This is a genomic window from Deltaproteobacteria bacterium, assembly GCA_005879795.1.
Lineage (GTDB): Bacteria > Desulfobacterota > Binatia > DP-6 > DP-6 > DP-6.
On record VBKJ01000202.1, the window covers coordinates 1 to 22,037 of the forward strand.

Annotated in this window: 16 protein-coding genes; 2 read left to right on the forward strand and 14 right to left on the reverse strand. The window is 69.3% G+C overall.

The genetic code is table 11. The features are described from left to right. From E6J59_17140 to E6J59_17170, 7 genes are all read right to left on the reverse strand, one after another. On the reverse strand, window positions 1–1,907 hold a 1,907-nt coding region (locus E6J59_17140), incomplete at its 3' end, for a hypothetical protein (protein TMB17186.1). Between the two features lie 307 nt (window positions 1,908–2,214). Next, window positions 2,215–3,588, reverse strand: coding sequence for an alkaline phosphatase family protein (locus E6J59_17145; protein ID TMB17187.1), 1,374 nt, complete (start codon window positions 3,586–3,588; stop codon window positions 2,215–2,217). Then, on the reverse strand, window positions 3,585–4,799 hold the full coding sequence (locus E6J59_17150) for a sugar phosphate isomerase/epimerase (protein ID TMB17188.1): 1,215 nt from the start codon (window positions 4,797–4,799) through the stop codon (window positions 3,585–3,587). The genes E6J59_17145 and E6J59_17150 overlap by 4 nt, the downstream gene beginning before the upstream one ends. 3 nt (window positions 4,800–4,802) lie before the next feature. Beyond that, window positions 4,803–5,675 carry a hydrolase TatD gene (locus tag E6J59_17155; protein ID TMB17189.1) on the reverse strand — a complete coding sequence of 291 codons (873 nt, stop codon included), beginning with the start codon at window positions 5,673–5,675 and terminating at the stop codon, window positions 4,803–4,805. 61 nt (window positions 5,676–5,736) lie between these two features. Beyond that, entirely contained in the window at window positions 5,737–6,510 is a 774-nt protein-coding gene (locus tag E6J59_17160) for a hypothetical protein (GenBank protein TMB17190.1), read from the reverse strand. A 1-nt stretch (window position 6,511) separates the two neighbouring features. After that, window positions 6,512–7,024 (reverse strand): hypothetical protein, encoded by a 513-nt coding sequence (locus E6J59_17165; protein TMB17191.1) that lies wholly within the window; start codon window positions 7,022–7,024, stop codon window positions 6,512–6,514. Between the two features lie 140 nt (window positions 7,025–7,164). Next, window positions 7,165–8,337 carry a myo-inositol-1-phosphate synthase gene (locus E6J59_17170; GenBank protein TMB17192.1) on the reverse strand — a complete coding sequence of 391 codons (1,173 nt, stop codon included), beginning with the start codon at window positions 8,335–8,337 and terminating at the stop codon, window positions 7,165–7,167. 122 nt (window positions 8,338–8,459) lie between these two features. Between E6J59_17170 and E6J59_17175 the strand changes: the two genes are divergently transcribed. Further along, complete coding sequence (locus tag E6J59_17175; protein TMB17193.1) at window positions 8,460–9,143, forward strand: hypothetical protein; 684 nt, start codon at window positions 8,460–8,462, stop codon at window positions 9,141–9,143. A gap of 3 nt (window positions 9,144–9,146) precedes the next feature. On the opposite strand, the gene E6J59_17180 is transcribed toward E6J59_17175, so the two are convergent. From E6J59_17180 to E6J59_17210, 7 genes are all read right to left on the reverse strand, one after another. Next, on the reverse strand, window positions 9,147–11,588 hold the full coding sequence (locus E6J59_17180) for a hypothetical protein (protein ID TMB17194.1): 2,442 nt from the start codon (window positions 11,586–11,588) through the stop codon (window positions 9,147–9,149). Window positions 11,589–11,628: 40 nt separating this feature from the next. Further along, window positions 11,629–13,125 carry a hypothetical protein gene (locus E6J59_17185; protein TMB17195.1) on the reverse strand — a complete coding sequence of 499 codons (1,497 nt, stop codon included), beginning with the start codon at window positions 13,123–13,125 and terminating at the stop codon, window positions 11,629–11,631. Window positions 13,126–13,135: 10 nt separating this feature from the next. Next, the gene (locus E6J59_17190) at window positions 13,136–15,265 is read right to left on the reverse strand and encodes a hypothetical protein (protein ID TMB17196.1); all 2,130 of its coding nucleotides are present in this window, start codon (window positions 15,263–15,265) and stop codon (window positions 13,136–13,138) included. A 13-nt stretch (window positions 15,266–15,278) separates the two neighbouring features. After that, window positions 15,279–17,120: a hypothetical protein gene (locus E6J59_17195; GenBank protein TMB17197.1), complete on the reverse strand. Its 1,842-nt coding sequence runs from the start codon at window positions 17,118–17,120 to the stop codon at window positions 15,279–15,281. A gap of 32 nt (window positions 17,121–17,152) precedes the next feature. Beyond that, entirely contained in the window at window positions 17,153–17,365 is a 213-nt protein-coding gene (locus E6J59_17200) for a hypothetical protein (protein TMB17198.1), read from the reverse strand. Window positions 17,366–17,448: 83 nt separating this feature from the next. Further along, window positions 17,449–18,663, reverse strand: a complete 1,215-nt coding sequence (locus E6J59_17205) for a hypothetical protein (GenBank protein ID TMB17199.1) — start codon at window positions 18,661–18,663, stop codon at window positions 17,449–17,451. A 10-nt stretch (window positions 18,664–18,673) separates the two neighbouring features. After that, window positions 18,674–20,896: a hypothetical protein gene (locus E6J59_17210; protein ID TMB17200.1), complete on the reverse strand. Its 2,223-nt coding sequence runs from the start codon at window positions 20,894–20,896 to the stop codon at window positions 18,674–18,676. A 581-nt stretch (window positions 20,897–21,477) separates the two neighbouring features. On the opposite strand from E6J59_17210, the gene E6J59_17215 reads away from it, so the two are divergent. After that, the coding region (locus tag E6J59_17215; GenBank protein TMB17201.1) for an SDR family NAD(P)-dependent oxidoreductase at window positions 21,478–22,037 on the forward strand (560 nt) is incomplete at its 3' end.

A 22,037-nucleotide genomic window follows, 5' to 3' on the forward strand; every position in this document is an offset into this window, starting at 1 on the left:
TCGATGTCGGCCTGTGTGAGCGGGCGCGGCGACTGGTTGGCGAGCCACACCTGGCTTCCCGGCATGGCCGGGTCCGTGGCGGCGACGACGGGTCCGAGCGTCAGGCAGGTGTCGACCGGTGTGCCGTCGGACAGGAGGCAGTCGAACTTCCAGCCGACCCTCGCGAAGTCGTAGGCCGCGAGGCTCACGTCGAACCCCTGGTCCGGCGGAGTGCCCGGCGTGTTCAGCGGGCGGCGCCAGAAGGTCGGCCGCTCCCCGTAGCGGAGGACGTGGTACACGGTCGGCACGCTGCCGTTGTGCAGATAGGGCGCCGTCGACCACACCCCGTGGAGCGCCGGCGCAGCGTAGCCGATGAACTGCCCGATGGATTGCTCGTAGACGCCGACCCATCCGCACCGCCCCTGCTCGCGCGTGTAGACGAGGCCGTTCGTCTCTTCGGTTACGTAGTCGTTCCAGACCTCGTCGAGCGAGTTGCTCGCCGAGTTGTCGGCGTAGGCGAACCAGAGCGTTCCCCAGCCCCAGCGGAGCTCGCGCGCGAGAGCGTCGACGCGCCCCGGATTGGTGCGAACGAAGTCCCGCGGCACGATCCGACCGGCGATGCCAACCATGCTCGGGTCGGGCAGGCGGCTCGCGTACGTCGAGCTGTAGACTCCGTGGCAGCTCGAGCAGCTCCCGTTGCCGAAGAGGCCGCCGCTCGCCTTCTGCTCCGGTGTCTCCTGCGTGCAGCCCTGGGCGTCGGCGCTCAGGTCGGGTCCGAAGAGGTTCTTGCAGTGGAAGAGCTCCTCGCCGTGCGCGGCCTTGGCGGCGTCGATGTACCGAGGGCTCGCCGGATCGCTCGAGCGCGGGAATGCCGGCGGCTCGATCGCCTCGATGAACGTGCGGATGTCTTCGAAGTCGCGCTCCTGCTTCTTGATCCAGGCGCCGCAGCCGGGCGCGTTCTCGGCGCTCGCGTCGGTGCACGTGCTGGTGGTGATGCTCGCCGCCAGAAACTGCATGAGCGCGCGGGTGTTGTCCGCGGAGACGCCGCCGTCCATGTAGACGCGCGGCCTCGAGCCCGTGTTGTGCCACGCCGGCGGGTCCTGGTCGCCGGGCGAGGCGTGCGCTGGAAACACCTTCACGAAGGGCGTGCTGTCGAGCGTACCGAAGTCGCGCACGGCCATCAGGAACTCGAAGTCGGAAACGGCGTTGATCGTGCCGCGGCCCTGGTTGTGCGGGTACGGTAACGGAATCGGCACCCCGCCCGCCTTGCCGAGGTCGTAGGAGAAGACCTCGATGTCGAAGGTGGTGTTGCCGATGCCCATTCGGCTGCCGAGATCCGGGTGCTCGGGCGTGGCATCGCCGATCCGGCCCGCGTGGCAGAGGAGACACGTGAAGCCGATGCCGCCTTCGTACTGGCCCGACGCGTTCCTCGTCTGGATGAGGCCCATCGGCAGTTGGCCGGAGCCGCCGTTCGCCGTTGCGGGATCCTCGCCGGGGAGTGGATAGGGGTTCGGGAACGGGGCCGGCTGAAGACCGTAGCGCTCGACGATGTGCTGGTCGAAGTCGGGCGGACGCTCGAGAGCTCCCCACGCTCGCCAGAGGTTGTTGTAGGTGTCGGCGCTGAGGAAGTTACCGATGAGACCGGAGGTTTCGAGGAGCGTGCTGCCGCGCTCGCGCGACGCGCACCACTCGCGGCACGTCTTCGGTCTCTGGACCTCGTCCGTCTCGGCGTGACACTCCTGCCAGTAGCTCGTGTAGCCGTTGGCGATCGTCGCGAAGCCACGCGGGTCCGGAGAGAGGTTCTGGTCGACGCTCGGATCGGGATTGGCGCACACCGCCTCGCACTCGGCGGTGTGGAACGACGTCGCGCTGGCCGTCGCCGGGGAAACCGCCACCGCGACCACGAACAGGATCCGGAGCCTGCGCATCGTCGCACCTCCGAAGCGGGGACCTTACGGCTTCAACTCGGAGTCGCCGTTCTGCCTACCGCGGGCCCCTCGCGATAGCACATCGAGACGCATGCGCTCGATCCCGTCATGGATTCGGACGCGCTACCTTCTCGGCGGCGCCCCCATTCCCCGAAAGGCAGGATTGAGCGGTTCACCAGCTGGCGCCGTCGCGTCCCTGGCCGTCGGCTGTTGACCGTGCTCTCCGCGGCAAGTGTCGTGATCGCGGGTGCACCCGTGGCTCGCGGATTCGATCCGGCGATGGAGGCGAAGAACTACTCACCGAACTCTAGCGATCGAGGAGGTCCAGCGTGAGCGAGAAGACGTCGGTCATGGCCATCTTCTCGCGCGCGAAGCGGGCCTCCGAACAGATCGCCACCGGGCCCTCCTCCGCGCGCTCCGGAAGCCGCCCGTGGGTTCCCCTGACGATGGCCGGATCGAGCGAGATGACGTCCATGAGGTAGCGGAAGCCGAGGACCTTTCGGGCGAGCGCCCAGGCGGCGCGGAGCTTCACCAGCGGGCGCGCGGGATCGAAGAAGAGCTCGGCGGGGTCGTAGCCGGGCTTGCGATGTATGTCGACGGTGCGCGCGAAGTCGGGCGCGCGCGCGTCATCGAGCCAGTAGTAGTAGGTGAACCAGGCATCGCGCTCCGCCACCGCGACCAGATCTCCTGCCCGCTCGTGGTCGAGACCGAACTCCGCTTTTCCCGCATCGCCGAGCACTCGCTCGACGCCGTTCATCGAGCCCAGGATCTCGGCCACTCGGGCGCGATCTTCCCGACGTTTCACGTAGACGTGCGCGATCTGGTGATCGGCGACGGCGAAGGCGCGCGACTCGCCAAAGTCGAGCAGCTCCCAGCCGAGGGGTGTCTCGAGCGCCGAGAGGAGGCCGGCCTCGCGGAGCACGCGGTTCGGATGCAGGGGGCGACGGGCGTCGGTGATTCCGTATTCCGAAACCACGAGAACCGCGGCGCCTCGCGCTCTCACCTTGGCGATCAGCTCGCCTGCCACACGATCGATCCTCGTCACCTCGGCACGGGCGCGGGGGTCCGAGGTGCCGTAGCGCTGGAAGTCGTAGTCCAGGTGCGGAAGGTAGACGAGCGTGAGGGTCGGCCGGTGCCTCTCGATCACGTGCAGCGCGGCGCGGCCGATCCACTCCGAGGCGTTGATCGCCGCCCCCGGTCCCCAGAAGGTGTGGAACGGAAACGCGCCGAGCGCCGACTCGAGCTCGAGGCGAAGGCCGTGCGGATAGGTGTAGATGCCGAAGAGCTTGCTCCCGTCGGCCGGGTACGTCGGCCGCGGCGTGACCCCGAGATCGGCCGTGGTGTTCATGTTGTACCACCAGAAGAGATTCGCGCAGCGGAGCGCGGGATCGCGCCGGCGCGCCGCGTCCCACATCTTCTCTCCCCGGATGAGCGCTCCCGACTGCCGCCAGAGCCACACTTCGTTGAGCTCGCGGAAATACCAGCCGTTGCCGACGATGCCGTGATCGCGCGGAAGCTTCCCCGTCAGCATCGTCGCCTGAGCCGAGCAGGTCACCGCGGGCAGCACGGGGGCGAGCTCCGCCGCGAAGCCGTCGCGAGCGAGCGCCGACAGATTCGGCGTCTCGGCCCCGAGCATCCCCCGCGTGAGACCCACCACATCGAGGAGGAGGACCGGCTTCACGGCTCCCTTTGCGCTCCGCACGTGGCCAGCGCGCGCACGGCGAATTCGATCTCACGAGCGATCCCTTCGACGAGCGTCTCGTCGTCGCGCGGCCGTATGGACTCCGGGAGCACGTTCCAGGTGTAGGTCTCGACCTCGAAATGAGGGAGCGGCCGCGTGGCGGCCGCTCGGGAAATCAGCCCGAGGAGATCCTTCGCCGTGGTGCGGAGCCCCTGGCCCTCGGGCTCCCAGTGGAGTGGGGCGTGAAAGTGCACTCGCCAGTCGGCGGGCTCGGCGAGGCGCTCGCGGGCGGCCAGCGCGGGGGCGAGGTCGGTCCACCTCTCGATCACGCCAGTCCGGTCCCGGCGCCGCACCTGGTGGAGGAAGCGGATCTCGTCGAAGGGACGAAGGCGTTGCTCGGCGCGCGACGAAGCCTCCGCCGGCACCTCGAGGGCGCACGAGAGCTGGACCTTGCCGACGCGAACACCGGCCTCGGAGATCTTCCGCCATGCCGCGTCCGGATCCTCGAACTCGACCGCTTGGTGGCAGGCGTCGAGGCAGAGGCCGAGATGCCGGTCGACGATCGCCGGATCGACTCCCCGCCGACGCACGGCCGGACGGAGGTGATCGCGGAAGAACGCGATCGCCTGGTCGCTCGTCTCGACGAGGCAGTCGGGCTCGGGCTCGAGACAGACGCGAATCCGGCGGCCATGCCGCTCGGCGAGCCGATCGAGGTCGACCGCCAGATGGGCGAGGATGGTCGCGCATTCTTCCGCGCTCGACGGCCCGGCCGTCGGCGCATAGGTCAGCGGCAGCGTCGAGATCGTTCCCTCCTCGACGTCCGCCGGGAGCAGCTCGCAGAGGATGCGGGCGAGGTCGAGCGTGTAGTGATGACGCCGGACGTCGGCCCAGTCGGGGCGATAGACCTCCGCCTTGACGCGCTCGGCGTGAAAGTCGCCGTAGGGAAAGCCGTTGAGGGTCGCGAGCTCCAGCCCGTTCGCCTCGAGCGCTTCACGAAGCCGAGCGCGCGCGTCGGGCGAGGCGACCAGCTCGCTCGCGCTCCGGCGGCTCAGCCAGAGACCGAGGGAGAGCCGCCGCACGCCGAGCCGGCGCCGTACCGGGGCGCAGTAACGGGAGAGCGCCGCCAGGACGGACGCGAGCTCCTCGATCGCGTGAACGTTGGTGCAGTAGGTGAGGATGGTGCGGCCGCCGTCCGGATAGCGGAGCCGCATCGCCTACCAGCGCTGTCCGCCCCGAAGGAGCGTATTCCCCTCCCACGGGCCGCGTTCGATCACGAGCGGCTGCTCGAGCTCCCCGGGATCGAGCCTGCCCGTCTGCGAGAAAAAAGCGACCGGATTGTTCCACACGAGCGTCTCGATCGCCGTCTCGGGGAAGCCTCGCGCGCGAAGATGCATGACCGTACGCGGCACCTTGAGCGGATCGCTCCGTCCCCAGTCGGCCGCGCTGTTGATGATCATCCGCTCGACGCCGTAGCGCTCGAAGATCGTGCCCACGCGCTCCTCGGTCATCTTGGTATCGGGGTAGATCGAGAAGCCGATGTAGTGGCCGCTCTCGACGACGAGCGGAACCGTCTCCTCGGTGTTGTGATCGATCAACACCCGCTCGGGAGCGACCTGCATCTCGCGCACGATGGCCAGGGTTCGCTCGACGCCCTTCACTTTGTCACGGTGGGGAAGGTGGACGAGGAGCGGCAGCTCGTGCTGCGTGGCCAACTCGATCTGCACGCGAAAGAATCGTTCTTCCGTCGCCGTCTGATCGTCGAAGCCGACTTCGCCGACCGCCACCACGCCGTCCTTTTCGAGATAGCGCGGCAGCACTTCGATCACCGCCTGATTGACGCGGCCGTCGTTGGCCTCCTTCGGGTTCAGCGCGAGCGTGCAGACGTGGCGGATCCCGTACTGACTCGCCCGGTAGCGCTCGAAGCCGAGGAGCAGATCGAAGTAATCGACGAAGGTTCCAACCGACGTCCGCGGCTGGCCCTGCCAGAAGGCCGGCTCGCAGACCGCGACGATCCCGGCGAGCGCCATCCGCTCGTAGTCGTCGGTCACCCGGGAGGCCATGTGGGCATGGGGCTCGAATATCCTCATACGGAAGAAGCGGTCAGGACCCGTTCTCGGCTTGGGAATGGGCCCCCGACGATCGTCTCTTCTATCGCTCCCCGCGAGCGAGCGCCACCGCGAGCACGCGGCGCTCGCAGGGATCGGCGGCGGTGGCCAGGCAGTTCCGAATCCGCTCGACGCTGCCCGGGGGCGGATGGAGCGCGATCAGCGGCCAGAGGTCCGCGCCGACGCTCCGGCCGGCGTGCTCGCGCTCGGTCACGTAGGCGAAGAGCATGCGTGTGAGCTCTGGCGTCGCCCGCTCCTCGACCCGCTCGATGCGACCCAGGTGGAGACCGACGAACGCGCACTTGAGGACCGCCTGATTGAAGAGATCGTCCGGCAGGTGGCGGGACGTGTAGCCGTTCTCGCAGATGGCGGCCGCGAAGAGATCGGCGGCGTTGGCGCGGAGGGCATCTCTGACGGCCGGCAGCGCCGCGTCGCTCTCGGGCAGCAGCGCAAGACCTCGGAGGACGGCGATCCGCTCGCGCCCGTCGCTCACGAAGTAGAGATCATTGGCACGTGCGAGGGCGTCGGTAGTCTCGCGCCGGGCATCCTCGAGAAGAAGGAGCACCCGGGCGGCCTCATCCACCCGCCATGGGTTCAGCACAGGCCCCCCGGGAAATAGCCGGACGACCTCGGGGGAGGGCGGCTCGAGGAGCGTTGCGTGCCCGGCCTTTCGAGCCGCGGTCGGAAAATGTCGCTCGAGCGCCGACCCGTCGCGCCCGACCTCCGTCCGGGCGGTGGAGAGCCAGGTCGAGGCCGCCTCGGAGACGCGGGGAGCGAGCCTCGCCTCGAGCGCGTCGATGCTCGCGCGAAGGTTCAACTCACTCAATCGGCTGATCGAGCCCGAGCGCCACGAGGAAACGCGAGGCACACTCCCCACCATGCTTCCCGGGGTAAGGGCGAGCAAAGCGGAATTCGTACATCGGAAGCCGTCCGTTGATCGTCACCGGCCGGATCTCTTCCGAGCGATCGGCGTCCTTCAAGCGCGCCGAGACCGACGGCGGCGATCCGGGTGTCCAGTCGAGCTTCACGTTGACCAGCGAGGTGTGCTTCCAGGTGTGTGCGCCACGCGGTTCACATTTGCACTGGAGCTCTTCCACGATGTCGAAGTCGAGCGCGCTGAATTCGCCCGCCTTCTCGAAGCCGAGGCCGCGGGCGCTGCGGGTGATCACTCCCCAGCCGGCGCCAAAGAGCTTTTCGGGGTCGTTTTCGATCGTCGTCGGCGACCGGCCGGCCTCGGTGTAGCGAAGGCGGAAGCTGGCGGGGGGTGCGGAGCCCTCGAGATCGGTCTCGCAGGGCGAGGATGCGGGCTCCGCCCAGGAGATCATCTTCACCAGCGTGACGTGCTTGGGAGGCTTCGCCGCAGCCGTCGGTGGCCCTCCAGGCCCGTGGTGATGCTCGTGATGCGCTGCTGCATGCGGCCGCCAGAGACTACACGAAAGCAGCAGACAGAGCGGTGCGAGCCAGCGGGCCGTCACGAGACAGCCCGCTGGCCGCCGGCCAGGACCGAGAGCCGACAGCGGCGGAGATAGCGGTCGAGCATCGCATACTGCCGGCCGAGGTCCTGCTCCTGCGTGCCGACCGGCGCCTTGAAGAAGCACGCCGCCTGGGTCATGGGCCCGCTCTCGCCCCGCCGGAGCGCCAGATCCGCGAGCCGTACCAGGTCGATCACCAGCGGCGCGGCGAGGATCGAATCGCATCCCTGCCAGGTGAACTGCATCATCATGCGCGTGCCGAGAAATCCCCGGAAATGGATCAGGTCCCACGCCGTCTTCCAGTCGCCGAGCGAGGGGACGTAGGTGATGTCGACGCTGGTCTCGGGGGAATAGCCGAGCACGCCGCGGACCACTCCGTCCTTGGTCTCCAGCTTGGCGGCCTTCACCTCGGGTTCGTTCAGGGCGGCGCCATCGGAATTGCCGAGCAGGTTCTCGCCGTGCCAGGCGAGCACCTGGAGATCCCGCTCACGAAAGAGCGATGCCAGCCCCGACTTGACCAGGGTCTCGCCCGTCTTGCCGTCGGTTCCGGCGAAGGGTACGCCCTCACGCTCCGCCAGCTCGCGAATCGCCGGAACGAGCGCCGCGGGCGACGCCGCGAAGTTGACGAACACCGCGCCCTCGCGGATCGCAGCGCAGGCGTACAGCGTGCTCGGGCGGAAGACCGCCGCACCACGCCTGGTGAGACTCTCCTCGAGCGCTGCAAGCGTCAGGTGATCTTCCGGAGTGGTGAAGACAGGCTCGGTGGTGGCGAGATTCACCACCACGACCCTCTCCAGGGAGTGCCGCCGCCGAAAGCCTCGGATGTCGCCGGTGAGCTTCTCGACGACCTCCGCGGGCGTTTCGGTGCCCTCCGCCGCCCCGCACGCGGGTGGCCAGCCTCGGGTGCCACCCCCGACGATGTTCCGGTCGATTTGCTCGAGGTCGGCCGCAAGAGGCTCGAGCAGACGGAGGTCGAAGATTCGTCCCGACTCGGCGAGATCGGTCGCGGCATCGAGCAGCGACCCGGCCCGGACTTCCCAACCGCCGAACACGAGAGCGGACGCTGCGGGCATCGACAGCCCTTCGCCCCGCGGGCCCTCGGTCGTGACTCCTCGCAACGGGAAGAGACCGCGCGCGGCGGCGCACGCGCCCACGATCGTCGTGGTCGCCACCGCTCCGCGGGCACCGATGATCCAGACGCCCGTTCGAGGGCCACTCTCCGCGTTCACGGTCTCCCTCCCGGAACGGTTGAACCGCACCTGCCGCTGCGATACGAAGCGCGGGCCCTCCAACCATGAAGCGCCCGCTCGTCGTCGTGCTCGCCCTGGCCGCCGCCTGCGGTCCGGCTGCACGGAATGAGCTCGAGGGTCGGAAAGTCCGCGAAAAGATGCCCGGGCAGACCGATCCGGCGATTCGCGCGAAGCATCTCGTGGAGCGGTTCCCGGGAGTCGAGCGGGTCGACTTCGTGCAGCTGCTCGCCTGGGTCGAGCCCCGCCGGGGCCCGTGCTGGAGCGAGCTTTCTCCAGTCCACCGAACCCCGGTCACGATGCGATACTCGCTCCGCGGGTGGAACCCGATCGCCGAGACCGAGCGCGCCGAGGGTCTCGAGGAACTTCTCGCTCGGGGGTGGACGCGCATCTACCGCGCTCCGCAGGGAGAAGGCGTCGAGCACCGCGCGCCCTTCGCCGCGCTCGACCTGAGCTACGGGCCGGAGCTGCGCTGCCGCTGCGCCGGCGTGGGCGACGCGGTCGAGGAGTCGAAGAGCGACGTGAGCCTCCGCTTCCGCTGGGAGCGCGGCAAGCTGCTCGAGGTGAGCGCGACGGGCGGCGCGCGACACGCGGGGCTCAGCCCGGCGATCACGGCGGGGCACCTCGTCACCTACGACTTCGCCACCGAGGGCGCCTTCCCCGGGGGGAAGCCGGGAAGCTGCGGCGCTCATGTCACGCTCACCCTGCTCATCGAGCCGCCGATCCTCTGAGCCTCACTCGACGACCATCCAGTCGTACGGGTGCGGCAGGACGACGGGATTGCCCGGCGCGCCGGGCGCGAACGGCTCGGGGTACGGGCCGTGGAACATGTCGCTCCCCCGCGGCGCCGGGCAGGACGGCGCCTCAGGACAGGTCGCGGGCGCGGTCGGGTCGACCCCGACGATCGCGATCCCCTTCTGCACCGGCACGTAGATCCTCCCGTCGACAATCGCCGGGCCGCCGCCGCCCGGCGTCGCCGCCGCGGGCAGCGCGACGGTGGCGAGCAGCTCGGGCTTGCGGCTGGTCCTCACCGGCTCCACCACGGGCACGTCGATCGGACTGTCCATCCGCACCACGTCGAGCCGGGTGCCCGTCGGCATGAAGAACATGCCGCTTGCGGCGGCGCCCTCGCCGAAGCTCGCACCGAGCGTGCTCGACGCCCACTTGAAGGCGCCGGTGCAGGCATCGATCGCGAACGCGTTCACGTCGTCGCCCGCCAGCGGGCCGAACGGGAGCGCGGCCGCGGCCGCCAGCGTGCGTCCGGAGAGCACCCCGCCCGCCGCATCGAAGCCGCCGCCCAGGCTGCCGTAGGCGAAGCAGGTCCGCCAGAGGAGCCGCTGCTGGCCGACGCGCAGCGGATCGAAGTCGAGGTCGCCGACCTGCGGCACGTCGGGCTGCTGGGGGAACCCGTAGATGCAGCTGTCCTTGTCGATGCTGACGATCAGGTGGCAGCTGCCGGCTCCGTCGACGTCGACGACTGTCGGCGAGTTGCCGATGTCGAGGTCCGCGACGTCGACCAGACGGCGCTGGTGCCACCACTGCCGCGCGCCGGTGATCGGATCGAGCGCGACCAGCGACTCCGCCAGCTCGCCCATCTGCGGCTTCTGGACGCAGTCTCCGACCGTCAGGTAGAGCCCGGTCCGGTCCCTGCTCATGGCAGGCGCCGTCCAGATGACGCCGCCGAGGCCGTCGCCGTTGACGACCGGATCGAAGGTCCAGAGCTTCTCGCCCGTGAACGCATCGATCGCGTAGAACTGGCCGTTCGAGCAGTCGAGGCCGGTCGATGGGACGTAGAGCACGTCCCGCGGGCCGGTCGAGAAGGGCATGTCCGCGGCGAAGAGCGGCGAGCCGTTGAGCGTATTGCGGTCGCCGCCGAGATCGATGGGCGGCTCGGGCGACCCGAGCGACATCGGCCAGGGCCCGTCACAGAAATAGGCCTGGCAGGCGCTCGGCGCGTCGCGCGTGCAGCCGGGCGGGTCCGCCGGGCAGTTGCCTTTGACGTTGCATTCACACGTGTCCTCGCAGAGCGCGCCGCTCGGGATGGCGCTCCGGTCGGCGATGATCTTGTCCACGTTTAGGCACCAGAGCGTCTTGTCGACGCGATCCACGCCGAAGTAGAGGCGCTTCTCGTCCAGGCCGGTCGCCGGGTTCGTCACCAGCGCCAGGTTCGGCGTCGCCTGCACGCCGGTGTAGGTGCCGAGCGCGCTGCCCACCGGGCCGGCGGTGTGGGTCGCGATCCGCGCGAGCAGGCGTGGCGGCGCGGGCGGCGAGGCGTCGAGGCCGCTCACGTCGTAGACATAGAACCAGCCAACCATGTCGCCAAAGAACACCAGCTGGTCGCCGACCACGGGCGTGTGGTTGACGACGGTCACGCCGAAGGTCGGGGGGCCGTCCGCGAGGAGCCTCGCCAGCAACGTGAGATCGGGCGCGTTCGCCGGCGTCAGCCTCGGATCGTCGCCGACGTTGGCGGTATTCTGCGCGTCGAAGAAGCGGCGCGGCCAGCTGCCCGCGAGCGTCGTCGTCGTGACCTGGGGGCTTGTTCCACACCCCCGCGTGGTGAGGGTGGTGGTGGTGGTGGTGGTGGTGGTCGGCGGCGGGGTGGTCGTGGTCGTCACGTCGATCTGCGCCTGAGCGACCAGGAAGCCCGGATTGGCGACGGACCAGAAGTCGCCCTGATCCGCATTGGTCTGGAGACCGATGCCGTTGACGACGTTGCCGGCGAGGTAGAACGTCACGGGCCCCACCCCGGGATCCGGCGCGACCCAGTCGATGTCCCACGAGCTGCCGACGCCGGTGGCGCCGACGAGGCCGATCGGCTTCGGTGTCGAATGCGTCGCCTGGCCGTCGACCCCGCTCACCCACGCGCTCGCGTCGAGGGCTTGAAGCGCGCCGGCCGTGGCCTCGAGGTCGAATCCTGCGAAGCGCGGTGCGGGAAGGGCGACGCCCCGCACCCAGGCCTGGAGGTGATAGGTGGTCCCGGGGACGTACGCATCCGGCAGCCCCACCACCGAAACGTCAGTCGTCGTGTTCGGGGTCACTCCGGCGAAACCGTGGCACGTGCAGCCCTGGCTCGGCCGGGCGACGCCGGTGATGCCGGTCGAGTACCCCGAGGCGAATGGCGCCAGCGCAAGGCCGACGGCCACGACACCGAGCAGCAGCGAAGTCGTTCGGCTCATGGGTCACCCCTCATTCAATAGCCTCTTCATCGGCCCGCCCTCACCAGGCGAGCCCCACCAGGCCGCACCGCCCGTCGTCCACGCCGTCGCCGGAGACGAGGTTGGCGGGCCGGCACCGGTGCGTCCCGGCGACGGCCGCGCAATCGTTGGTGCTGTAGGTGGATTCGCTCGAGCTGGCGCAGAACGTCGCCGGGGCGCCGCAGGCGGCCGCCGGCAGGCCAGAGGGAACATTGGCCGTCTCCTCGCACCCCCACTTGAGCGGCGCGCTGAAGTCGACCGGCCCGGTCAGGTCGTTCAGCATCCAGTTGGAGCCGTTCGAGCCGACCGACGCTGCGGCATTCGGAACCCATCCGTTGGCGTGCATGCATCGGTAGCCGATGGGACCGCCCGCAACGATGGTATAACCCTGCGCGACGGTGGTGCCGTCGGCGAGCGTCTGTCCGGCGGCATCGAGCAGCTCGGTCTCGAGCGCCCTCGGGTCGGCCCAGATGCCGACTTTGGCGCCGGCGCGGGGTGATGCCGGGCGCCACACGCCGCCGGTCGCGCCGTAGCTCTCCGGTGGCACGGAGAGCGCCTGGCTACCCGTGTCGTCGCGCAGCGGCTGCGCCTGGTTCGTCACCGATGACGCCAGGTGCACGTCCACGTAGACGGATCCCGTGGTGGTGTTCGTGTAGGGAGCCGGGCCCACCCAGTAGTCGTTTCGGATCCACTGCCGGATATCGAGCTGCTGGTTCGGCGCGATCGGCACTCCCGCATCGACGTCGCCGAGCGTCAGGGAGAGGCTCGTGCCGCGCGCCACGGCGATCGGCACCGCTTCGCCCGCGCGCGCCACCGTCACGTACGCGGTTCCGGCCGACGCCGTGATGTCGATTCCGGTGATGAAGCAGGGCTGCTGGGTGTTGTCGCAGGTGGGCGCGGTTCCCACTGCGAGCGTCGTCACCTGCGTCCCTACCCGCGCCGGACGAGCGACGGTGAAGGTCGTGCCCGCGAGCTGGACGCCGTCGGCGGGCGGCGCCGGGGGGGAGAGCGTCGGCTGGTTCAGGTCACAGACGACCAGCGCGGCGTCGGGCGAAGGATCGCCGGCCACGGCGCCGCAGCGAGCCGCGCCGGCGATGATCCACGCCTTGATCTTCTGGACCCCGCCCGGGCACTGGTAGAGGTAGCCGGTGCTCAGGTTCGGCATCGGGTTCCCTTCGCCGAACTTGAGATCGCCCGTCAGCTTGTCGACCAGGTAGCTGTTCCAGGCCCGCTTGGGATCGACGCGCAACTTGCCGACGCCGCCGGCGGCCGTGTTGACCGGCGAGCGGTTGACCAGGGCCGCGTACCAGCCGTCCTCCGTGTTGTAGCTGACGGGCATGCCGCCGTTGCCGCTGCTGCCGTGACAGCCCGCGAAGCAGGACTGCTCGAGAATGGGGGCGATCCCTTCCCAGGCCGACGCCGAGGAGCAGCCATGTGCGCGGGCCTCGGAATGGAGCCCGAGCAGGGCGAGCGCGACGCCCGCCGCGCATCCGACGATTTTTCGCAGGACGGATTTCATGGCTCCCCCGTTAGAGACCCGGTCCGCAGCCCGAGCAGTAGCCGATGTCGCTCGGCGACTTGGGCAGCCGTCCGGGTGTCCCGTACTTGAAGTTGGTCGGGTCCGACTGGAAGTCCTGGATCGCCTGCTGGTTGAGCGAGCCGTCCGAGTTGAGGATCGGGTCGAGGGGCCAGTACATCACCACGCCGATGCACATCTCGTCCTCGGCCACGTTGGCGAAGACGATGTTCGCCGGGACGCAGTTGCCCGTTCCCCTCGTGCAGATGGCGGGGTTGGGATACGGGCCGTCGACCGGATGGCAGTCGGGCTCCTGTCCCAGCGCGCAGCCCGGCGGATCCGTTGCGGGGTTCGGCGGGCACACCTGGGCGGGCGATCCGATAGAACCCGGAGGTATGCCCGGAAACTCCTCGCATCCGTAGCGGACGCGGTAGATCAGCTGCTTGATCCCGAGATCGTCCTTCTGCTCGCCGAAGAGCACCTCGTCCCCGACGACGCCGTCGCGGATCATCGTCCGGAAGGGCTCCGGCGCCTGCTCGGTCTGGATGACGCCGTTGTTGTGAATGCAGTGGGTCGCGAGGGCGTCACCCTTGTGCAGGATCAGCGGACCGTCCGGCTCTTTGTAGTAGCGGCAGACGGGAGGATCGTCCCAGTGCCAGTCGGCGTAGATGTGCTCCGGCGGGAGGCCGTTCTGGCTCACGCCGCACTCCTGGGGCCTGGTGCCGCCGCCCGCCTCCTCCGGGCTCAGCCCGCCGGTGCGGATCGGGTTGGCCGGGAGGATGTCGATCGTCCCCTTCACCGTCCGCTTGTGGCTGTGGATGGCGAGGATGCCGATCGCGAGATCGTAGGGCGCGTACCAGACGCTGCCCGTGTTCCCGATCGTGTACGGCGGGAAGAACGTGGTGGCGACGTTCGCGACGACGTCGAAGCCGACGCTGATCGGCTTGTAGCTGCCGTCGGCGACCGGCGCCGAGAAGAGCTGGATGATCATCTCGCCGACGGTCCCGCCGATCGGCGTCGTGCCCGGCGCGGGCCAGCCGTCCTCCGCGTGCTGGGCGATCAGCCCGCCCGTCTGGTTGCGGAAGTTCCGGAAGGTGGTGTTGCCCTGGTAGCCGATCGGCAGCTCAGAGACGACGTGGTGGTCGCAGGCCCAGAGCTGGTCTTCGAGGTTGTACACCGCGCGGCCGGTGGGCAGGTCGACGAAGAGGCGGCCCGGGTACTGCGTGGCGTTGCGGAACTGCTGGTTGTAGCCGTTGTAGACCGAGCAGTGGAAGCGCGGGTCGCTGCCGGGACACGTCTCGGCGCCCGACTGATAGCTGCCGGGCGGCGGCGGGTTGCCGTTCGTCCCGCACTGGTCGTAGCTCGAGGCCGTCGCGGTGTCGTCGGGGTTGTTGCAGGGGTTCGCGCCCTGCAGCTGCCCCGTCCCCTGGAAGCCCACGCCCGGGTTCCAGCAGGTGCCGTGGTGGCTGCCGAAGTGGTTGTAGAACTCGGAGGCGACGTTCCACTCGCGGCGATTGGCGAGCGCGACGTTGTCGTCGTTCAGCTGAGCGGTGTTCTCGAAGCGGACGATCGCCTCGGCGACCCGGTCGTAGATCGCGGGGTCGGTGCCGACCTGCCACGGACCGTAGTGGACGCGCACGCCCCTCCGGCATTCGACGGTGTAGAGGTTGGTCCCGTCCGTGTCCTGACCCGCCGGCGCCCACCATGGGACCTGGTGATCGATACCCCCCACGGTATCGCAGCCGCGCGCTCGCTCGGTGATCGGGTTGGGCACGTCCGGGCAGAGCTGGGTGAGGCCCCCTCCGGGCTCGTCGAACCCGTCGACGCCGTCGGTGTAGAGCGGCGGCGGCCGGTCGACGGGGCCGTGGAGGAAGCCGGTGATGGGATCGTACGCGGCGCGCACGGGCACGTGGAGCTGCACCGTCGCCGGCAGATCCCAGTAGAGCGGCTGGCAGTCGGTGGTGTAGTTCTCCAGCGACTCGATGTTCCCCGGATTGGGGAGCGGATTCTTCTGCAGCGCCGTCCCGCACCGGTTGCTCGGCTTGAGCTCGGGGTGAGTGTGGTAGTCCGCCCTGACGGTGGTGACGCCGATCAGCAGCGCCGCCACCGCCGCTCCCACCTTCATCGTCGTTGTCAGCGTCATCGTCGTTCCCCCGCTACGAGATTTTCTTGAGAAAACCCTTCTCGTTCTGCGCGAGCATCGCGCCCCGGTGCCACGGATCCTTGCGCAGCGCCGCGAAGAGCTCGCGCCGCGTACGCGGGCCGTGGACCTCGTTGCGCGCGATCGGGCTCAGGATGTACTGGTCACGTATCGTCTGGACGTCGTCGCAGCTGATCGCGGCCAGGGTCAGGTCCGGATCGATCCGGTACGGCTCGGCGGCGTTCCGCCCGAGGATGCCGTTGCGGATGCTCCTCCACGGTTTGCTGGCGCGGCGGGTCGGCTGGTCGACGTCGCCGTCGAGGCCCCACGGCAGGTTGTAGGTGGCCCTGGCTTCGTCCGACATCTGGAAGGCGCGCAGCGCTTCGATCAGCCCCTGCGGCGATCCGCCCCACAGGGCGTCGGTGCCCCACACCACCCGCTTCGGCCCGACCCAGTAGATGAGCTTGCTGAGAAGCCAGCTCGCGCGCGTGGGATTGCCGACGACCGAGCCCCACACCGAGCCGAGCTCGGCGTAGACGTTGGGCACGTTGGCGTGCCGCGCGCTGGCCGGCGCCTCGCCCGCCGCCAGCGGCGTCCCGGGGCTCCCGCCGGGCGCGAAGTGGCGCGCCGACCAGCCGTTCTCGCGCAGCGCGGTGATGAAGTTGTCGACGCCGCGGCTGGTGGAGGGCGCCGCGGTCTCGCCGGGGTAGGGCCCCTTGGAGCTCGTCCCCTGGTTGAACGGTCCGCCGAGGCCGACGCTGTCCCCGTCGTAGCCCGAGTGGTAGATGATGAAGATCACGCCGGTGTTGCTCCTGAGGTCCCAGAACATCGGCGCCACCACGCCGACGTCGCGCGTGGCCGCCTTCTCCTGATCGAAGCTGGGCAGCGCGAAGCCCTTGTGGGCGCAGATGAGGGGCGGCATCCCGTACGTGTCCGCGAGATCCTTCACGTGCTGGATGAACTTGAGACCGAAGGAGTCGTCGAGCCACCAGCCGCTCGTGTTCGGCACGTCGCCCCAGGGCGTGTAGATCTTCCAGGCGCGGAGATAGCCGTCGTTCTGGCCGTACTGCGCGGCGGCGGCGGTCATCAGGTCCATCTCCTCCTGGAAGAAGACGGGCTCCGTGAGCAGCTGGTCGCTGTTGTCTCCGAGTGAGCCGCGATTCGGCATCACGAACTTGTGGCAGAACGTGCGCCGCGTGCCGCCGGCGAGCGTGCGCACGATCTCGGCCGTGTTGATTGATTCGGAGAGGGGCAGGGGCTGGCCGTCCGGTTTCCAGGGGACGGCGGACAGGATGGTGACGTCGGTCGCGCTGTCGAGCATGAGCTCCTTCAGGTAGTGGAAGCGGCTCAGGCACTCGTTGCGGTCGAGCTCCCCGCAGTTCGCCTGGCTCCAGGCGACCAGGAAGAACGCCGCCTCGCCGGTGTTCTCCGTGTACCACTGGGCGCTCGGGACCACGTGGTGCGTCTGGAGGTCCATGATGAACTCGCCGGGCAGGTTGTTGAGCTGGGAGCCGGGATACGCGAGGTCGAAGTAGGTCGGCTCCCCGCGCGTGCCGATCGGGGCGTGCAGCCCGCAGCTGTCCTGGGCCCAGGCGTAGTAGCCGCCGCGCGTGCCCATCACCTTGTTGATCGCCGCCAGGCAGATCGCATACGCGGCGCCCGTCTGCAGGAACTTGCGCCGCGACATCCCGAGCTTGCGGGCGGTCGCCTCGCAGTCCTCGCGGGCGATCTTCATGATCGCGTGCTGCTCCCGCGTCGGCTCGGGCGGGATGAACTCCTCGTTCGAGACCGGCAGGACGTCGATCGGCAGGCGATCGGTCAGCGATTCTTCCATCAGGTCCTTCAAACGCTTCGGCATTTCGCCCTCCCTATCTGTCTATGCGACCTTCTTCACGCGCCCGCCTGCGCGACGACGAGGCCCGAGGCGACCGACCAGAGGTCACCCGGGTCCGGCCGGCAGTTCCCGTTGACGACGTTTCCGGCGAGATAGAACGTGACCGGGCGGGCGCCCGGATCGGGCGCCGCCCAGCGAACCTTCCAGGAGAACTGCTTGTTGCCCGCCAGCGTGTGCGGGGCCTGCGAGCTCACGAACATGCGCGCCATGTGGGCGCGTCCGCGGGTCGCAACCAGCGGCACCACTGCGGCCGCGATCGCTGCCAACCGTCCTCGTCGTTGTTTCTGCATCGCTAACGCGCCTGCACCACCACGTCGAAGGCGATGAACGCCGGCAGCGGCGCACCGGCGCCCGCCGCCGTGAGTGGAATTTCCCCGATGTCCGCGCCGCTCGGCGGCCCGTCCGCCGGTTCGGCGATCTGGATCACCGAGAGCGACGGCGAGCCCAGCGGGAACTTGTTCACGACGAAGATGCGGTTCGTGGCGGCGTCGTACGCCACGCCTTCGGGCGCCCCGCCGGGAACCGCCGTCGGGACGCGGAGCACCTCCGGAGGGAGGCAGGTCGGCGGGACGCCATAGATGCACTCCACAATGAGGTCGCGATCGATCAGGCTCACGCTGTCGTCGCTGCCGTTGGCCGTGATCACCCAGTGATGTCCGGCCGGGCTGTCGCCGAGCGTCACGTCGATCGGGCCGGCGCCCGGGAGACCGACGGTGAGCAGCGCGTCGTGCGACTCCCCGTCGTGCACGCTCAGGCTCTCGCCGACGATGTTGGCCGTGTAGTTGAGGCCGCGGGCGGCGTCCCAGATCGTCCCGTCGGGATTCGGTCCGGTGGAGCGGGTCGCGGTCTTGGTGAGCGCCAGGCCGCTGCCGCACGATTCGGAGCGTGTGACCGTCAGCGTGTTGAGCCGATCGCCGCAGTTCGTGCTGGCGAACGCGCGCGCTCCCGCTGGATCCACCGACACCGCGTAGGGGACGGGCGCGGAGAGAAAGACCGTTCCGATCTCGTTGAGACGACCGACCGTGGACAGCGCGCTCGCGTCGTACGCCGTCACGCTCCCGTTCGGGAGCGAACAGCCGAAGCCCGCGACTGCGGTCACCGCCGACTGCGTGTTGGTGACGAACACGACCGGCACCCGCGTCGGCCCGACGGTCAGCTCACCCGCCGCGACGCCGACCGAGCCGGCGCGCGCCGGAAATGGCGACAGCGGGAGCTCCGCGACCTGCTCGCCCGAGAGATCGAAGACGCCGAGCGAGCCGAGCGCGGCGCCGTGATTCGCGGCGAAGAGGTATTCCTTCCAATCGAACCTCTGCACCCACAGGCGCACCGGTCCGCCGCCCTTGCTCGGTACGGGCGGCTGAAGCTCGGCAAGGGAGTCGGCGTCGAAGATCTCGAGGGTGCTGTTGAGCGTCGTCGAGACGATGACGCGCGCGCCCGCCTGCGCGCTCAGCGCGGTCGCGAGCACGCCCGTGATCACGAGCGAAACGAAGTCTCCCGGATTACGCATGCGCATACTCCTAGCGCCCGACGTCGGTCGGGAGGCGGTCGATCGGGCTCGGCACCAGATCGTCGTCCGTGAATGCGTAGAGGCCGAGGAGAATGCACATCTCGTCGTCCTCGGTCTCGGCGAAGCCGATGTTGGCGGGGACGCACTTGCCCGTGTAGTTGCCCTCGAACGGGGGGGACGAAGGCGAGCAGTACCCCTCCGGATTACAGAACTGATGCCACCGCGCCGTCGGGTCGCACTCGGCGGCCACGCCGCCAACGCCCACGGCTTCGGCACGCTCGGCGGTGAGCAGGTCCTCGCTCGGGTCGAGGCCCTTCAGGACGTCGGGGAGACAGGGGAGGTTGCCGTAGTAGCCGAGGGCGCCGGCGGCCGGGAATCCGGGGACGACGCCGGGAATCTCCTCGCAGGAGAACTTCCCGCGCACGACGCGCCCGAAGGCATCGTGGGGCTGAAGCGGTACGCTCTGCGCCGCCAGGTTGTAGGGCCGCAGCCTCGCCTGCTCCTCGGCTTCCTGCTCGGACATCAGCCCCGCGCCGACCAGCGCCTGGAAGGGGAGCACGCCGTTGTTGACCCAGCACTCGTAGCGGATGCCCTCGCCCTGCTTGATGAGGATCGCTCCTTCGGTGTCGTTGTCGGAGTTGCCGTTCGCGTCGGCGTCCTCTCGCCAGTACGGGCACTGCTCGTGGTCGGACCAGTCCGTGCTCTCGTACAGGTGCATCGGGGGCCGGCTCAGGTCGCAGGTCGAGAGGTCGCCGTCGATACAGCCCGAGAAACCTCCGCAATACGGATGCGAGTATTTGTAGGTGCGAACCGGCAGCGCCTTCGGGTTGCCGTCGACGCCGACGAGGTCGGCGTAGGCAAGGAGACTGCGCTTGTGACTGTGGAACGTGAGCCCATAGAGCTCGCTGTTTCGCGGCGTGACCCAGAGCCCCTGGGCCTGGCCGATGGTGTGAGGTGGTATGAGGAAGGCCGATGCCGAGCCGTCGAAGAAGACGTGGGCTTCCTTGGCCACGCTCTCGACGAGCCGTGCGTCACATCCCCCGCGGTGGTCCCGCCGTTTCGCCGGCAAGGTATAGACGTTGATCCACACCTGCGCGTGCTGAGGATCGAACCAGTGCTGGAGGTGGTGCGTCATGCGGAAAATGTGGTCGCGGGCGATCTTGATCCCGACGCCGTCGGGATAAGGAACGGGGAAGTAGCTCGGGCCCGGCGTCCCGGCGAGGGGAAAGCCTTGCATGGTCGAATGACATGCGGCGCTGTTCGCATCGTTCTGGCTCGGATCGACGTTCGCGCCGCTCGCGGGGCACGTGCTCGGAAGACTCTGGAAGGCCTGGCAGTCGGCCGTCTTCTGCGCGCAGACATCGGGGCTGTCCGCCGGGTCGCAGACGTCGGCCGCGCTGCAGCTGCCGCGCGGGCGGGCGGGATCGTTGTACGGCCCGAGCAGGTCGTCCATGATGAAGTGGTGGCTTCCTTTGAATTGCCAGAACTCGAAGCCGATCATGTATTCGTAGGTCTGCGGTGAGCCCGCCGCGCTCGTGTCGGCATCGAGGTTCGCGTCGTTCGGCAGCATCGCGTACCCGATCGAGAACTCGTCGTTGACGCCCTGCCTCATCAGGTACGGGCCGAAGGTGAGCTGGTAGCCGCGCCAGGGCTGCCTGCCGAGCGCCACCTGATGCGGGCCGATCTCGTACCGCAGGCAGCAGCTCGCCTTGGAGTACCGCCCCGCGGGGTCGCTGATCGCGGCCATCTTGTCCGTGAAGTTCGGAAGGCACTGACCGGTCGCCCCCTGGAAGTCCGCCTCGCTGGTGATTTCATCCCCGGGCAGGCAGGCTGCCGGGTCCGGGTTCGGGGGCCGCGAGATCAGCGGCTGCGGCTTGCACCAGGTCTTCGTGGGATCGCCCACGGCGGCGGCGATCTGGCCATTGATGCACTGCTGGAAGGCCGCCGAGTCGGGCGCCGCGCCCGACGTCTGCGCGACGCACGCCTGGCACTCGGCCGACGAGAGCTCCCAGCTCTCGACCGGCATGGCGTGGCCCTGGTTCGCGTAGGCCCAGTCCCAGTGGTGGGCCTCGACGCGGCTCGCCGCAAGGGTGAGTGTGGCAACGATCACGATGCACGGGAACTTCGCGCGCACCACCCGGCCGAAGGCATCGTGAGGCTCGGGCGGGACTGACCTCGCGGTGAGCGTACGGGCGCAGACCTGCGCCCAGTTGTCGGCGTCCTGCTTCGACATCGGTACCCGCGCCGGGAGGCGCTGCCGCGGAGGCAATCGAAACCGAGAGGGGAACCAGTCCGGGGGATCAAAAGCCGCATGCCCTTGATAGTGCGCAAGCATGTGGGGTCTCAATCCCCATTTCAGGGGGGCACCGGCGGGGACGTAAGGTAGCGAGTCCGATTCGTGAGGGGATCAGGTGCGCGCTGCAGGCGTGATCGCACCCGTGCTCGACCCGGGATCAGGCGCACGCGCCCGGTGGGCCGGGGTCCGGCCAGCCAACGATCTCGAGGCGCAGCTCGCGCTGGACTGCGCCGACCACGTGCTGCAATTTACCGGCTTCGCGCTCGGTGAGACCCAGAGGGTCTGCGATCTGGCGCATCCTTTTCTTGACGTGGGAGTGGCCAGCGCGCGCGCCGGGGCTGAGTGCATCATTCGAAAGGTGCCGTCCGCGGCGATGGGCCGCAATCCCCTCACGGCCGTGGCCCGCCTCCCGGCAAGCAACCAATCAATCTCCCTTCCGCCACGCGGCTTCATCGCAGGCCCCGAGGCTCGGCCCTGCGCGTGGCGTCCTCGCGCCCGTTTCGCTATCCTCGCGGGCCATGGACCTGCGGGGCCGGTGGGGGCTGGTGACCGGCGCGGCCAGGCGCATCGGCCGCTCGATCGCGCTCGCGGGGCGCGGCCTCAACGTGATCGTGCACTATCACGCCTCGGCCGACGCGGCCGCGGCGACCGTGGGCGAGATCGAGGCGCTCGGCGTGCGCGCGCTGGCGCTCCCCGCCGACCTCGGACGCGCCGACGACGTGGTGCGCCTCGCCCGCGAGGCCGAGGCGCGCTCGGGCGGCGTGGACGTGCTCGTGAACAACGCCTCCAACTATCTGCGCGCGTCCTTCGACGAGTTGACCGAAGGCATCTGGGATGCGAGCCTCGACGTGAACCTGAAGGCGCCCTTCCTCCTCGCCTGGCACCTGGGCCGGGCGATGCGGGCCCGCGGCCGCGGCCGCATCGTCAACCTGGCCGACTGGGCGGGCGAGCGCCCGTACGCCGACTACCTTCCGTACTGCGTCTCCAAGGCGGGCGTCATCTGTCTGACCAAGGCGCTCGCCAAGGCGCTCGCGCCCGCCGTGCAGGTGAACGCGGTCGCGCCCGGGCCGGTCATGCC